General features: G+C 59.8%; 10 protein-coding genes and 2 pseudogenes. 5 read left to right on the forward strand and 7 right to left on the reverse strand.

Annotated elements, in window-relative coordinates; translation table 11 throughout:
* Positions 1 to 5 precede the first annotated feature (5 nt).
* From BZ163_RS27205 to BZ163_RS27230, 6 genes and pseudogenes are all read right to left on the reverse strand, one after another.
* Positions 6 to 1,010: an ArsJ-associated glyceraldehyde-3-phosphate dehydrogenase gene (locus BZ163_RS27205; RefSeq protein ID WP_128873464.1), complete on the reverse strand. Its 1,005-nt coding sequence runs from the start codon at positions 1,008 to 1,010 to the stop codon at positions 6 to 8.
* A 23-nt stretch (positions 1,011 to 1,033) separates the two neighbouring features.
* Positions 1,034 to 1,546: a cyclin-dependent kinase inhibitor 3 family protein gene (locus BZ163_RS27210; RefSeq protein ID WP_128873465.1), complete on the reverse strand. Its 513-nt coding sequence runs from the start codon at positions 1,544 to 1,546 to the stop codon at positions 1,034 to 1,036.
* A gap of 12 nt (positions 1,547 to 1,558) precedes the next feature.
* Positions 1,559 to 2,275 carry an arsenical resistance protein ArsH gene (gene arsH / locus BZ163_RS27215; protein WP_128873466.1) on the reverse strand — a complete coding sequence of 239 codons (717 nt, stop codon included), beginning with the start codon at positions 2,273 to 2,275 and terminating at the stop codon, positions 1,559 to 1,561.
* 35 nt (positions 2,276 to 2,310) lie between these two features.
* Positions 2,311 to 2,499: pseudogene (locus tag BZ163_RS27220) on the reverse strand (arsenic resistance protein); the annotation flags it as partial.
* A 70-nt stretch (positions 2,500 to 2,569) separates the two neighbouring features.
* Entirely contained in the window at positions 2,570 to 2,941 is a 372-nt protein-coding gene (locus BZ163_RS27225; RefSeq protein WP_128873467.1) for a metalloregulator ArsR/SmtB family transcription factor, read from the reverse strand.
* 8 nt (positions 2,942 to 2,949) lie between these two features.
* Complete coding sequence (locus BZ163_RS27230) at positions 2,950 to 3,363, reverse strand: arsenate reductase ArsC (RefSeq protein ID WP_128873468.1); 414 nt, start codon at positions 3,361 to 3,363, stop codon at positions 2,950 to 2,952.
* Positions 3,364 to 4,375: 1,012 nt separating this feature from the next.
* Here BZ163_RS27230 and BZ163_RS27235 point away from each other — a divergent pair.
* The 5 genes and pseudogenes from BZ163_RS27235 (at position 4,376) to BZ163_RS27255 (ending at position 12,688) form a co-directional block, all read left to right on the forward strand.
* Positions 4,376 to 4,588: a DUF1059 domain-containing protein gene (locus BZ163_RS27235; RefSeq protein WP_128873469.1), complete on the forward strand. Its 213-nt coding sequence runs from the start codon at positions 4,376 to 4,378 to the stop codon at positions 4,586 to 4,588.
* Between the two features lie 213 nt (positions 4,589 to 4,801).
* A complete protein-coding gene (phaC, locus tag BZ163_RS27240) occupies positions 4,802 to 6,481 on the forward strand; it encodes a class II poly(R)-hydroxyalkanoic acid synthase (protein WP_128873517.1) in 1,680 nt (559 codons plus the stop codon).
* Between the two features lie 338 nt (positions 6,482 to 6,819).
* Positions 6,820 to 8,073 (forward strand): multidrug efflux RND transporter periplasmic adaptor subunit MexE, encoded by a 1,254-nt coding sequence (gene mexE / locus BZ163_RS27245; RefSeq protein ID WP_128873470.1) that lies wholly within the window; start codon positions 6,820 to 6,822, stop codon positions 8,071 to 8,073.
* A 12-nt stretch (positions 8,074 to 8,085) separates the two neighbouring features.
* On the forward strand, positions 8,086 to 11,268 hold the full coding sequence (locus tag BZ163_RS27250; protein ID WP_128873471.1) for an efflux RND transporter permease subunit: 3,183 nt from the start codon (positions 8,086 to 8,088) through the stop codon (positions 11,266 to 11,268).
* A pseudogene (locus tag BZ163_RS27255) lies at positions 11,265 to 12,688 on the forward strand (efflux transporter outer membrane subunit). The gene BZ163_RS27250 and the pseudogene BZ163_RS27255 overlap by 4 nt, the downstream one beginning before the upstream one ends.
* A 302-nt stretch (positions 12,689 to 12,990) precedes the next feature.
* Here the strand turns inward: BZ163_RS27255 and BZ163_RS27260 are convergent.
* A complete protein-coding gene (locus tag BZ163_RS27260; protein ID WP_128873472.1) occupies positions 12,991 to 13,941 on the reverse strand; it encodes an HlyD family secretion protein in 951 nt (316 codons plus the stop codon).
* Between the last annotated feature and the right edge of the window lie 4 nt (positions 13,942 to 13,945).

Below are 13,945 nucleotides of genomic sequence, written 5' to 3' on the forward strand. Positions count from 1 at the left end.
GCTCCTTAGACTGCCAGACCGACCATTTTGGCCAGCTCGACGGTGCGGTTGGCGTAGCCCCATTCGTTGTCGTACCAGGCATAGAGTTTGACCTGGGTGCCGTTGATGACCATGGTCGACAGCGCATCGATGATCGATGAACGCGGGTCGGTACGGTAGTCAATGGACACCAGCGGACGTTCCTCGAAGCCGAGAATGTCTTTCAGCTCGTTCTCGGAAGCGTGCTTGAGGAGTTGATTCACTTCTTCGACGGTCGTGGCGCGCTCGACCTCGAAGACACAGTCAGTCAGCGAAGCGTTGGCTAGCGGCACCCGTACGGCGTGACCATTCAGGCGTCCACGCAGCTCTGGGAAGATTTCCGCAATCGCGGTGGCCGAGCCGGTGCTGGTCGGAATCAGACTCATGCCGGAAGCACGCGCCCGACGCAGATCCTTGTGCGGTTGATCGAGGATGCTTTGGGTGTTGGTCAGGTCGTGGATGGTGGTGATTGAGCCGTGACGAATGCCCAGCTTTTCGTGGATCACTTTCACCACCGGCGCCAGACAGTTTGTGGTGCAAGAAGCAGCGGTGACGATGCGATGATCAGCCGGTTTGAACAGCTGATGGTTGACGCCCATGACGATGTTCAGCGCGCCTTTTTCCTTCACCGGGGCGCTGACCACTACGCGCTTCACGCCTTGGTCGAGGTAAGCCTGAAGCACAGCGACGGTCTTCATCTTGCCGCTGGCCTCAATGACCAGATCGCAGCCCGACCAATCTGTGTCGGCAATCGCCTTGTTGGCCGTTACCTTGATGCGTTTGCCGTCGATGACGATGCTGTCACCATCGGAGTCGGCCTGATAATTCCATCGACCATGCACCGAGTCGAAGTTGATCAAGTGTGCATGAGTCGCCGCGTCACCTGCCGGATCGTTGATCTGCACGAACTCGAATTCCGGCCAGCTCCAGGCGGCGCGCAGAGCGAGGCGACCGATCCGGCCAAAACCATTGATACCAACTTTGATAGTCATGTTGTTGTGCTCTGTCTCTGTTGTCAGTGGGCGTTCGACTGATTGTCGAACTGGCCGATGTATTCGATATGGGCAGGATGCTGAATGGCGCGTGGACGCAACGTTTGAACATCGCGGATGGCATCGCTGAATGGCACACCGCTTTCGATCAACAGTTGGGCGGCGACCAAACCGGTACGGCCCGAACCGCCCTTGCAATGGATGGCGATGGTTTTCCCATCGATCAGCAGCTGCTGGAGACGCGGATAATGCTGTTCCCATGCGGCTTTGAATGCTTCGCCAGGCGCTTGATCGTCTTCAACGGGCAGGTGGAACCACTCGATGCCAAGCATTTGGCATTCTTCGGGCAGCAGGTCGATCTCGTTCTGAAGCAACTCCTCGGTCGGCATCAGCGTCAGCAACGCCGATGCGCCCGCATCCTGAAGGGTTTGCAACGCCTCGAAAGGCGTGGTGCCCTTCGTGCCTGGACACGGGGTGAAGATCAATTGACCATTGAACTGTGCCAGGGGCAGTACTGAATAGGGGTGTTGTTGCACGGTTAAAAATCCTCAGATGGAGCGCTGATTCACACGTTTCATGAGTTCTTCCGCCGATTCCTTGCGCTCGGAATAACGATCCACCAGATAGTCCTGCCGGTCGCGAAGCAGCAGCGTGAACTTCACCAACTCTTCCATCACATCAACGACGCGGTCGTAGAACGGGGAAGGTTTCATCCGGCCGTTGTCGTCGAATTCCATATAGGCCTTCGGTACAGAGGATTGGTTGGGGATGGTGAACATGCGCATCCAGCGTCCTAACACCCGCAGCTGATTGACCACGTTGAACGACTGCGAGCCGCCGCACACCTGCATCACCGCGAGGGTTTTACCCTGGGTCGGGCGTACCGCGCCCATGGCGAGTGGTACCCAGTCGATCTGCGCTTTGAACACTGCGCTCATGTTTCCGTGACGTTCTGGAGAGCACCAGACCTGTCCCTCGGACCACAACACCAAGTCACGTAGTTCCTTCACGCGCGGATGATCGTCGGGTGCGTCATCTGGCAGCGGTAAACTCGACGGATTGAAAATCCGCGTCTCGGCGCCCAAGTGCTCCAGCAGTCGAGCGGCCTCCTCTACCAGCAAGCGACTGAAGGAGCGCTCACGGGTCGATCCGTACAACAGCAGAATGCGCGGTTTGTGGATGGAGGTCTTTTCGATACCGAGTTTGTCTGCCGAGGGGAGATCAACCAGTTCGGTATCGAGTTGGGGCATGTGGTCATCAAACATAGTCTTTGTCCTGCGCAATGGCGCTCTTGGATATCGAACCAGCGGCGTTTCAGCCAGAGGGCCACACCGACCAGCGAAATCAGAACCGGCACTTCTACCAACGGGCCAATCACCGTGGCGAAAGCAACCGGAGAAGCCAGGCCGAAGATGGCAATGGCTACGGCAATCGCCAGTTCAAAGTTATTACTTGCGGCGGTGAAAGCCAGTGCGGTGGTGCGTGGGTAGGCTGCGACAGCTATTGGCAGTGCAGAGGAACAGGATTTTCATCGAGCGATCTCGTAGTCGAAGGCGAAATCAGGCGATTTTGCTTTCACAGCACACGGCTGCACGTTCAGGGCGGTCCCCCATTTCATCAAGGCGTTTGGCATCAGGGCTTAACCAGTGCTTATTGCTTTCCAGCGTAGTGCTCAGTACTTGATGAACCCAATCGGGGAGATTCGGGTGCAGTCGGTAATAAACCCATTGGCCTTGCCGACGGTCCGAAAGCAGGCCACAAGTGCGCAACTGCGCCAGGTGCCTGGAGATTTTTGGCTGACTCTCGTTCAACGCGCAGGTCAGCTCGCAAACACACAGCTCTCCCTCACGGGTGATGAGCATCATCGTGCGCACCCGAGTGTCGTCAGCCAGGCATTTGAAAACAGTGGTCGGTGTCAGATGGTCAGTCATATCGATTCTCAGTGTTTGGTTTTCACCAAAACGAACATCTTGATGCGCTCATGAATTTCGTGAAGCGTGTGGCGGAAGGCGTCGGGTTTGGTGCTGGTGGCCGGGTCTTCAAAACTCCAGGCCAATGCCTCGCCGGCACCAGGTAACGACTGGCATTCCGCTGCCGCTTTATCACACAAGGTGATGACGTAGTCGAAACGCTCACCTCGGAATTCACCGATCGACTTGCTACGCAATCCTTCGGTACTCACCCCAAGGTGAGAGAGTACGTCAAAGGTACGCGGATCGACCTGAGTTGGAACAGTGCCGGCGCTGAACGCCTCGAAATGCTCCGAATCAGTATGCCTCAGCAGCGCTTGGGCCAGCTGAGAGCGGACAGCGTTAGCGGTACAGACGAACAGGACACGGGCTTTGCTGGTCATTTGTGAATGTCTCAGCTCATATACGGTTTAACGAATATATGATTTTACACATACAAGGTAAAGCCCCTGCGGCGCAATAATTCGGAAAAAGCCAGATTTTGGTGAACATAATTACCTCAAAGCCTTTAATTTTAAGGGTAATCAGGGTTCTTACTCAGTCAGAATGCTTCAGAATCATTTAGAGAAATGTATATGCGTATTTTGTAATAAGTCTGTCATCCGAGGACTGCCTCTGCTCCGATCCAACCAACCCCAATGGACCGGACGGGATGACCGTCAAGTCTGGTGACGAGAAGGCGCGGCCCGCCGTTCACGCTCAGCTGATCGCCTTTTGCGGGTCGAGAACCCTGAAGTAGAGCACTGCATTAACCTTGGCCGAGCCGCGGGGCCTTTCCGGGTAAGCGTCTGCACCCTCCCCTCAACTTCAATGTGGCGCTACACTGAAGGCCGCCAAACGCCATCATTGAATTCGTCAGAAATCCCCATTCGCGATCGCTCGCGCACGAGACGCGACTGGGGGTACGTTTGGGGGTACATCTTGATTTTTTCGTGCTGAAACACGCGATCTAGAGCCATATTTAAATGTTCTTCGGGGATCCGGATAGTCTCGAGCAGCCGGGGCCGTAAGATCTGAGAACCCTGTAAAACTCAGGGCTCAGGCTCTCCCGACACCTTGGAGCAAGCGCGATGAATTTCAGAAAAGCCCTTGCGGGCATCGACTGGAAGAAGTGGGCTAACCGGGGGGCGCAACTCGGGTTCGTCCTGGCGGCGATCGCCGGATATTACGGCTGGCACCCCTGATGCTTCAGCACCGTGACCATGAGTGATCTGCTCCCAGTTTGCGCACGACCATTTTCATGCCTGGCACAACTACACTGACATCCGGTGGGCCTATACTTCAAGGGTCGGCGCACCCGATGTGACACGCAATCATGTCTGATGCATGGGCTGACGCTGCGAGCGATCGTTCACGCAGGCCACGGCCTGCCTTCGTCGTAGGGAGGAACCTATCATGGCGCGTAAATACATCGACTGCCGCGAGTTTCCGAGCGATACCCAGTGCTCAGTCGCACTGTCCGCTGACTCTGAAAGCGAACTGCTCGAGGCCGCCGCACAGCATGCAGTCAGTGTTCACAAGCACACCGACTCACCGGAACTGCGTGCTCAACTGAAGACGATGTTTCACGACGGCACCCCGCCTGTTGAAGCACCGCGGCCCGCTTAGTATTCAGGCAACGCCGTGCACAATCCCGGATCAAAGGTCCTGGATTGTCATGAATTGAAAAAGCGTTGTCGCCCAATGAAATGCTGGCCGCCCCCCCGTCTATAAACTTCTCGAGATCTGCGTGGCGAGCCCTGCCTGTCTGCGGCTTGCCCGGCCGCTTGCCCGCAGCCATACAACTTCCGGGCGCCCGACTTGGGTGCCTTACCGGGTGTCATGATGAACAAGAAAAATAAAGACCTCTCCCAGCAATCTGCAATGCACACGTTGAGCCTGAATCCGGTGTTCGGTCCTCGGCGGCGCGATCTGCTCGGCACCGCCCGCATGGTCCTGCGACAAGTGTTGAAGCAACCCGTGCATAGCGCTCGGCATATGGCGGCATTTGGCGTCGAGCTGAAAAATATCCTGCTCGACCGCTCGCAGCTCAAGCCAGCGACGGCAGACAAACGTTTCGACGAGCAGACCTGGCAGCGCAACCCGCTATACCGTCGCTACATGAAGACTTACCTGGCCTGGTGTCAGGAGATGAACGACTGGATCAGCACCAGCAACCTTAGCGAGCAGGATGCTCATCGTGGTCAGTTCGTCATTGGCCTGCTGACCGAGGCGATGGCGCCGACCAACACCCTGGCCAACCCGGCAGCGCTCAAGCGCTTCTTTGAAACCGGCGGCAAGAGCATTCTGGATGGTTTCTCGCAGCTGATCCGGGACCTGATCGAAAACGGCGGCATGCCGAGCCAGGTGGACAAGACGGCTTTCGAGGTGGGCCACAATCTGGGCATCACCGAAGGTGCGGTGGTGTTTCGCAATGAGTTGCTGGAGCTGATCCAGTACAAGCCCCGTACTGAGCAGGTGCAGGCGCGTCCATTGCTGGTGGTACCGCCACAGATCAACAAGTTCTACCTGTTTGATCTGACGCCGGAGAAGAGCCTGATCCGTTTTCTCCTCGACAGCGGTATCCAGACCTTCGCTGTCAGTTGGCGCAATCCGGGCAAGGCACAGCGTGAATGGGGGTTGTCCAGCTACGTAGAAGCCCTGAAGGAAGCGATCGACGCGGTTCTTGCGATCACCCGCAGCGCCGACCTGAACACCTTCGGAGCCTGCTCCGGTGGCTGCACCCTGTCCTCGCTGTTGGGCCACTACGCTGCCCTGGACGAGAAAAAGGTCAATGCCTTTACCCTGGCGGTCAGTATGTTGGACATACGCCCCGACACCCAGGTCGGGCTGTTCGCCGACGAGAAGTCGCTAGTGGCCGCCAAGCGCCGTTCCTCTCAGGCTGGCGTGCTGAAAGGTCGCGAGCTGGCCAAAGTCTTCGCCTGGATGCGCCCCAATGACTTGATCTGGAATTACTGGATCAACAACTACCTGCTTGGCAACGAGCCGCCGGCATTCGATGTCCTCTACTGGAACAACGACACAACCAACCTGCCGGCCACGCTGCACGGCGAATTCATTGACATGTACCAGACCAATCCGCTCGCCCGCGCCGGTGCTTTGGAGGTCTGCGGCACACCGATAGACCTCGGTCAGGTCACCAGTGATTTCTACTGCGTTGCAGGCCTGACCGACCATATCACTCCGTGGGACGCCTGCTACCGCTCCATGCATCTGTTTGGTGGTCAGGGCGAGTTCGTGGCGTCCAACAGCGGGCATATCCAGAGCGTCCTCAACCCGCCGGGCAACCCCAAGGCGCGCTTCATGACCGGCAGCGAGCTGCCAGTCGAGGCTCAGGAGTGGATGGAAACTGCCAGTCAACAGGCAGGCTCCTGGTGGCCCCATTGGCTGGCCTGGCTGCAGGCACGCTCGGGCGCTCATAAAAAGGCTCCCCGTAAACTGGGCAACAGGGCTTATGCTGCGGCTGAGGCTGCGCCGGGTACCTACGTGCACTTGCGCTGAAGGGGGCGAAAGGGAGGCATCAAGATATTTTTTCGGTCTGAATATACCGCCCTGGAGCCAAGTCAAAATGTTTTTGGGGGATCCGGATAGTCTGGCCTGATCCGGATTTTGTGTTGGGGCTGATGGCCTATTCGCGGGCAAGCCCGTCCTTTGCATTCCCCGCAACACTGAATTGTCATCAGTCTCATTGATAGCCCCCTAACGAAAGCCGCAGACTAGAGGGCTCACTTCCCGTTTATATCATTCCGAATGATAGTTACCTTTGCTTCATTCGATTCGTGAGATACCACCTCGCCGAGCATCATCCGTCCATTCTCAATACATTGGCGGATGCATCCATGGAACAATCACTCAAACATTTGCGCTTCCCCTTGGCCTTGTTGGCCATGTTGGTGATGAGCGCCTGCGGCAAGGCTCCGGACACGGCCGCCACGCTGCCCGCGGCCAAGGTCAGTGTGGCCAAGGTGCTGGAACAACCGGTCAACGAGTGGGACGAATTCACCGGGCGCCTCGAAGCCCCGGAAACCGTGGAGATCCGGCCTCGAGTCTCCGGCCAGATCGATGAAGTCGCTTTCACCGAAGGCGCCTTGGTCAAGAAAGGCGACCTGCTGTTCCAGATCGACCCGCGTCCGTTCCAGGCTGAGGTCCGCCGACTCGAGGCCCTGGTTGCCCAATCCCGCGCCAACGCCAACCGCAGCGAAAACGAAGCCCAGCGCGGTGAGCGCTTGCGCACCAGCAATGCGATTTCCGCCGAGTTGGCCGATTCGCGCACCAGCGCTGCCCAGGAAGCCCGGGCCGCTGTCGGCGCCCTCCAGGCGCAGCTGGATCTGGCGAAATTGAACCTGAGCTTCACCCGCGTCACCGCACCCATCAGCGGTCGCGTCAGCCGTGCGGAAATCACCGCGGGCAACCTGGTGACCGCCGATACCACCGCGCTGACCAGTGTGGTGTCCACCGACAAGGTCTACGCCTACTTCGACGCCGACGTGCGCGTGTTCCTCAAGTACACCGCCCTCGCCCGCCAGGGTAAACGTGGCGCCACCACCCCGGTTTACCTCGGCCTGTCCAACGAAGACGGCAACCCCCACCAGGGCGTGATGAACTTCGTCGACAACCAGGTCAACCCGAAGACCGGCACCATCCGCGGTCGCGCCGTGTTCGACAACAGCGACGGCGCCTACACCCCTGGCCTGTATGCACGCTTGAAACTGGTCGGCAGCGGCACCTACTCCGCCGTGCTGATCAATGACGAAGCGGTCGGCACCGACCTGGGCAAGAAGTTCGTGCTGGTGATGGATGCCGACAACAAGACGGTGTATCGCTCGGTCGAGCTGGGTCCGAAGATCGAAGGCCTGCGCATCGTGCGCAACGGCCTGAGCAAGGATGACACCGTCATCGTCAAAGGCCTGCAACGTGTACGTCCTGGTTCGCCGGTCACCCCTGAAGTGATCCCGATGGCCAGCCAGGAAACCCTCGCCGCTCTGGCTCAACAACGACAAGCGCTGGAAGCCAGCAACCTGCCCCAAGTCGCACCTGCCAAGGTCGCGTCGGGTGCGGTTGTGAAAGTGGCTGCAGCGACACCACGCGGTTAAGGGAACTCGACGATGAATTTTTCCCAATTCTTCATTTCACGGCCGATCTTCGCAGCGGTGCTGTCGCTGCTGATCCTGATCGCCGGCGCCATCTCGCTGTTCCAGTTACCGATCAGCGAATACCCGGAAGTGGTGCCTCCGACCGTGGTGGTCCGCGCCAACTTCCCGGGCGCCAACCCTAAAGTCATCGGTGAAACCGTGGCCGCTCCCCTGGAGCAAGCCATCACCGGCGTCGAGAACATGCTGTACATGTCCTCGCAGTCCACCGCCGACGGCAAGATCACCCTGACCATCACCTTCGCCCTGGGCACTGACCTGGATAATGCGCAGGTGCAGGTGCAGAACCGCGTGACCCGGACCGAGCCGAAACTGCCCGAGGAAGTGACGCGCATCGGTATCACCGTCGACAAGGCATCGCCCGACCTGACCATGGTGGTGCACTTGACCTCGCCGGACAAACGCTACGACATGCTCTACCTGTCCAACTACGCCTTGCTCAACATCAAGGACGAGCTGGCGCGCCTGGGCGGTGTCGGTGACGTGCAGCTGTTCGGCATGGGCGACTACTCGCTGCGGGTGTGGCTGGATCCGAACAAGACCGCTTCGCGCAATCTGACCGCCACCGATGTGGTGACCGCGATTCGCGAGCAGAACCGGCAAGTGGCGGCCGGTGCCCTGGGTGCCCCGCCTGCACCGAATGCCACGGCGTTCCAGCTGTCGGTCAACACCCAGGGCCGCTTGGTCAGTGAGGAAGAGTTCGAGAACATCATCATTCGCTCCGGCGACAACGGTGAAATCACGCGGCTGAAGGACATCGCTCGCGTTGAGCTGGGCTCCAGCCAGTACGCCCTGCGTTCCTTGTTGAACAACCAGCCGGCGGTGGCGATCCCGATCTTCCAGCGCCCTGGCTCCAACGCGATCGAAATTTCCAACGAAGTGCGCGACAAGATGGCGGAGCTGAAGAAGAGCTTCCCGGAAGGCATGGACTTCAGCATCGTCTATGACCCGACGATCTTCGTGCGCGGCTCCATCGAGGCGGTGGTTCACACCCTGTTCGAAGCGCTGATCCTCGTGGTGCTGGTGGTGATTCTGTTCCTGCAGACCTGGCGCGCCTCGATCATTCCGTTGGTGGCGGTGCCCGTTTCGCTGATCGGTACCTTTGCCGTGATGCACCTGTTCGGCTTCTCGTTGAACGCCTTGTCGTTGTTCGGACTGGTACTGGCGATCGGTATCGTGGTCGACGATGCGATCGTGGTGGTGGAGAACGTCGAGCGAAACATCGGGCTCGGATTAACCCCGGTTGAAGCCACCAAGCGTGCGATGCGCGAAGTGACCGGTCCGATCATAGCGACGGCGCTGGTGTTGTGTGCAGTGTTCATCCCGGCGGCCTTCATCTCCGGCTTGACCGGGCAGTTCTATAAACAGTTCGCCTTGACCATTGCGATCTCGACCGTGATCTCGGCCTTCAACTCGCTGACCCTGTCGCCAGCCCTGGCTGCGGTATTGCTCAAGAGCCATGACGCGCCGAAAGATCGCTTCTCCAGGGTCCTCGACAAGATCTTCGGTGGCTGGTTGTTCCGTCCGTTCAACCGCTTCTTCGACAAGGCCAGCCACAGTTATGTCGGCGCGGTAGGCCGGGTCATCCGCAGCAGCGGCATCGCCCTGCTGGTGTACGCAGGCCTGATGGTGCTGACGTTCTTCGGTTTCGCCAACACCCCGACCGGTTTCGTCCCCGGCCAGGACAAGCAGTACCTGGTGGCCTTCGCGCAACTGCCGGACGCCTCGAGCCTGGATCGCACCGAAGACGTGATCAAGCGCATGTCCGACCTGGCCCTGAAACAGCCTGGCGTGGAAAGTGCGGTGGCCTTCCCTGGCCTGTCGATCAACGGGTTCACCAACAGCCCTAATGCCGGCATCGTGTTCGTCACCCTGAAACCGTTCGACGAGCGCAAAGACCCGAGCATGTCCGCCGGGGCGATTGCCGGTGCGTTGAACGGCCAGTTCGCCGGGATTCAGGAAGCCTACATGGCGATCTTCCCACCGCCGCCGGTACAGGGCCTGGGCACCATCGGTGGTTTCCGTCTGCAGATCGAAGACCGGGGTAACCTGGGCTACGACGAGCTGTACAAAGAAACCATGAACATCATCAACAAAAGCCACAACGTGCCGGAACTGGCCGGCCTGTTCACCAGCTATACGGTGAACGTGCCACAAGTCGATGCGGCGATCGACCGGGAAAAGGCCAAGACCCACGGCGTGGCCGTCAGCGACATCTTCGACACCCTGCAGATCTACCTGGGTTCGCTGTATGCCAACGACTTCAACCGCTTCGGTCGTACCTACCAGGTCAACGTTCAGGCCGAGCAGCAGTTCCGTCTCGAACCCGACCAGATCGGTCAGCTGAAAGTGCGTAACAACAAAGGCGAGATGATCCCGCTGGCGACCTTCATCAAGGTCAGCGACACCTCGGGCCCGGACCGCGTGATGCACTACAACGGCTTCATCACCGCTGAAATCAACGGTGCGGCAGCTCCCGGCTACAGCTCCGGCCAGGCCGAAAAAGCCATCGAGAAATTGCTCAAGGAAGAACTGCCGAACGGCATGACCTACGAATGGACCGACCTGACCTACCAGCAGATTCTGTCCGGCAACACCGCGCTGTTCGTGTTCCCGCTCTGCGTATTGCTGGCGTTCCTGGTGCTCGCGGCACAGTACGAAAGCTGGAGCCTGCCACTGGCGGTGATCCTGATCGTGCCGATGACCCTGCTGTCGGCCATCACCGGGGTGATTGCTTCGGGAGGCGATAACAACATCTTCACCCAGATCGGCTTGATTGTTTTGGTGGGACTTGCCTGCAAGAACGCGATCCTGATCGTCGAGTTCGCCAAGGACAAACAGCAGGACGAAGGCATGAGCCCGCTGGCGGCGGTGCTCGAAGCGTGCCGCCTGCGTCTGCGGCCGATCCTGATGACCTCCTTCGCGTTCATCATGGGGGTTGTGCCCCTGGTGTTCTCCAGCGGCGCCGGTGCCGAAATGCGTCACGCCATGGGTGTGGCGGTGTTCTCCGGGATGCTCGGGGTGACCTTCTTCGGTCTGTTGCTGACGCCGGTGTTCTACGTGTTGATCCGTAATTTCGTCGAGCGCGGCGAGCAGCGCAAAGCGGCCAGAGCCCTGAAACTGGAGGCGCAACAATGAGCCTGAAAGCCTTTCTGCCGAGCCTGCTGGTGCTGGCCCTGACTGCCTGTGCGGTCGGCCCGGACTACCAGACCCCGGCCACCGAGCCGGCCAACATCACTCACGCTACCGATGGCGCCGCCGGGCAGAAGAACTTCGACCGCGCCCGTTTCGAAGGCATCTGGTGGCAGCAATTCGAAGACCCGACCCTCAACCGGTTGGTGACGCAATCGCTGCAAGGCAACCGTGATCTGCGAGTCGCCTTCGCCCGCTGGAAAGCGGCACGGGCGATCCGCGACGACGCCAGCAATGACGCAATGCCGACCATCACCAGCCGCGCCAGCAGTAACCTGGGCAAGGGGCAGATTCCGGGCCAGACCACCGACCGGGTCAACAGCGAGCGCTATGACCTGGGGCTGGACATGGCCTGGGAGCTGGACCTGTTCGGGCGCATCCAGCGCAATCTGGAATCCAGTGACGCCGAACAACAGGCTGCCGAAGCCGACCTGTATCAGCTGCAAGTCAGCATGATTGCCGAACTGGTGGACGCCTACGGTCAACTGCGCGGTGCGCAACTGCGCGAAAAAATTGCCCTGGCTAACCTGAACAACCAGCAGGAATCGCGCAAGATCACCGAAAGCCTGCGTGATGCCGGCGTCGGCGATCAGCTCGATGTGGTCCGTGCCGATGCGCGCCTGGCGTCTGTGGAAGCCAGCGTGCCGCAACTGCAGGCGGAACAGGTCCGGCAGAAAAACCGCATTGCCACCCTGCTGGGTGAGCGGCCGGACAAATTGACGGTGGACCTCAGTCCCAAGGACCTGCCGGCGATTGCCAAGGCCCTGCCAATCGGCGATCCGGGTGAACTGTGCAACGTCGTCCGGACATTCTCCAGGTGCCGAACGCAAGCTGGCTTCCGCCACGGCCCGTATCGGCGTGGCCAAGGCTGACTTGTTCCCGCGGGTCAGCCTCAGCGGCTTCCTCGGTTTCACCGCCGGGCGCGGCTCGCAGATCGGTTCCTCGGCGGCCAACGCCTGGGCGCTGGGCCCGAGCATCACCTGGGCGGCGTTCGACCTGGGCAGCGTGCGCGCCCGTTTGCGCCGGCGCCGATGCCGAAGCCGAAGGCGCCCTGGCCACTTACGAACAGCAAGTGCTGCTGGCCCTGGAAGAATCGGAAAACGCCTTCAGCGACTACGGCAAGCGCCAGCAACGCCTGATTTCGCTGATTCGCCAGAGTGAATCAAGCCGCGCCGCGGCCGACCTCGCACAAATCCGCTACCGCGAAGGCACGGCGGACTTCCTCGTCCTGCTCGATGCCCAGCGTGAGCGCCTGGCCGCGGAAGATACCCAGGCCCAGGCCGAAGTCGATCTGTATCGCGGCATTGTCGCGATCTACAAGGCACTGGGCGGTGGCTGGCAACCGGAGACGGTCGCCAGCCAGTAAGGTTTCAACGAGCTCCTTTGGTTGGCCGCAACCAACCAGATTTTTTGCCCCGCGCCTCATTCGGTCGCGGGGTTTTTTTTGCCCAAAATTTGCCCATACCCCCCCTGTAGGAGCTGGCTTGCCAGCGAAGAGGCCCTTGAATCTTGCATCAACCTCGAAGTCTTGCATCGATCTTGAATCTTGCATCAACCTCGAAGTCTTGCATCGATCCTGAATCTTGCATCAACCTCGTAGTTTTGCGTTGACCTTGAGGGCGCCTTCGCTGGCAAGCCAGCTCCTACAGGGGGGCGTGGGTGGCCGCGTTATTGTTGGTGTTCCTGGACAGTGACAGTGGCCGTGGTTCCGGCGCGCAGGCGGTGTTTGCCCGCATAGTCGGCATCGATCTGTATCCGCACCGGCACCCGCTGCGCCAGTTTGACCCAGGTGTAGCTGGGATTGATGTTGGCCAGCAGGCGGCCGCCGGGCAGGTTTTCCCTGTCGGCGATGGCGAAGGCAATGCTTTTCACCGTGCCGCCGAAGGTTTCCCCGCTCATCAATTCGATCCGGACCCGGTCGCCCTCCTCGATCCGCGGCAACTTGGTTTCTTCAAAGTAGCCACTGACATAAAACGAGTCGCTGTCCACCAGCGCCAACAGCGCCCCGCCGGCGCTGGCATAGTCGCCCTGGCGGGTCAGCAGGTTGGTGACGTACCCGGTGACAGGCGCTTCGACCCGGGTGCGCTGCAAATCCAGTTCCGCCTGGGTCAATGCCGCGATGGCCAGTTGCACGTTGGCCTGGGCCAGACCCAGGATGGCCTGGTTGCGCAGCAACTCGGCCTGCGCCACGGCCACGTCCGTGCTGGATTTCTCCCATTCCTCGCCAGAGATGGCGGCGCGTTCCTTGAGGGTGCGACGCCGGCGCTCTTCGCTCTGGCGCTGCCTGAGCAGTGCGCCGCTGGAGACTATCGTCGCTTCGGATTGACCCAGCGCCGCCTTCGCCACTTCCACCGAGCGCCTGGCGTGCTCCACCGCCAGGACGTAGCGCGCCGGGTCGATCTCCAGCAGTAACTGCCCCTTCTGTACATGTTGATTGTCGTGGACCGCGAGGCTGACGATGCGACCCGCGACGTCCGCCGATAACGTCACCACATCGGCGCGCACCCGCGCATCCCGGGTCCAGGGCGCGCGGGTGTAATGTTCCCAGGCGAACCAGCCGAGCACAAAGGCCAGCACTACCACCGCCGCCGTCACCAGTCGGGGCATAATCTTCTTCAATGCG

Source organism: Pseudomonas sp. VI4.1, assembly GCF_002029345.1.
Classification (GTDB): Bacteria; Pseudomonadota; Gammaproteobacteria; order Pseudomonadales; family Pseudomonadaceae; genus Aquipseudomonas.

Excerpts from the sequence above, each read along its gene's own strand:
- mexE (WP_128873470.1), top strand. The coding sequence starts at position 6,820 with ATGGAACAATCACTCAAACATTTGCGCTTCCCCTTGGCCTTGTTGGCC.
- BZ163_RS27225 (WP_128873467.1), bottom strand. The coding sequence starts at position 2,941 with ATGACTGACCATCTGACACCGACCACTGTTTTCAAATGCCTGGCTGAC.
- BZ163_RS27205 (WP_128873464.1), bottom strand. The coding sequence starts at position 1,010 with ATGACTATCAAAGTTGGTATCAATGGTTTTGGCCGGATCGGTCGCCTC.
- BZ163_RS27250 (WP_128873471.1), top strand. The coding sequence starts at position 8,086 with ATGAATTTTTCCCAATTCTTCATTTCACGGCCGATCTTCGCAGCGGTG.
- phaC (WP_128873517.1), top strand. The coding sequence starts at position 4,802 with ATGATGAACAAGAAAAATAAAGACCTCTCCCAGCAATCTGCAATGCAC.
- arsH (WP_128873466.1), bottom strand. The coding sequence starts at position 2,275 with ATGTTTGATGACCACATGCCCCAACTCGATACCGAACTGGTTGATCTC.
- BZ163_RS27235 (WP_128873469.1), top strand. The coding sequence starts at position 4,376 with ATGGCGCGTAAATACATCGACTGCCGCGAGTTTCCGAGCGATACCCAG.
- BZ163_RS27230 (WP_128873468.1), bottom strand. The coding sequence starts at position 3,363 with ATGACCAGCAAAGCCCGTGTCCTGTTCGTCTGTACCGCTAACGCTGTC.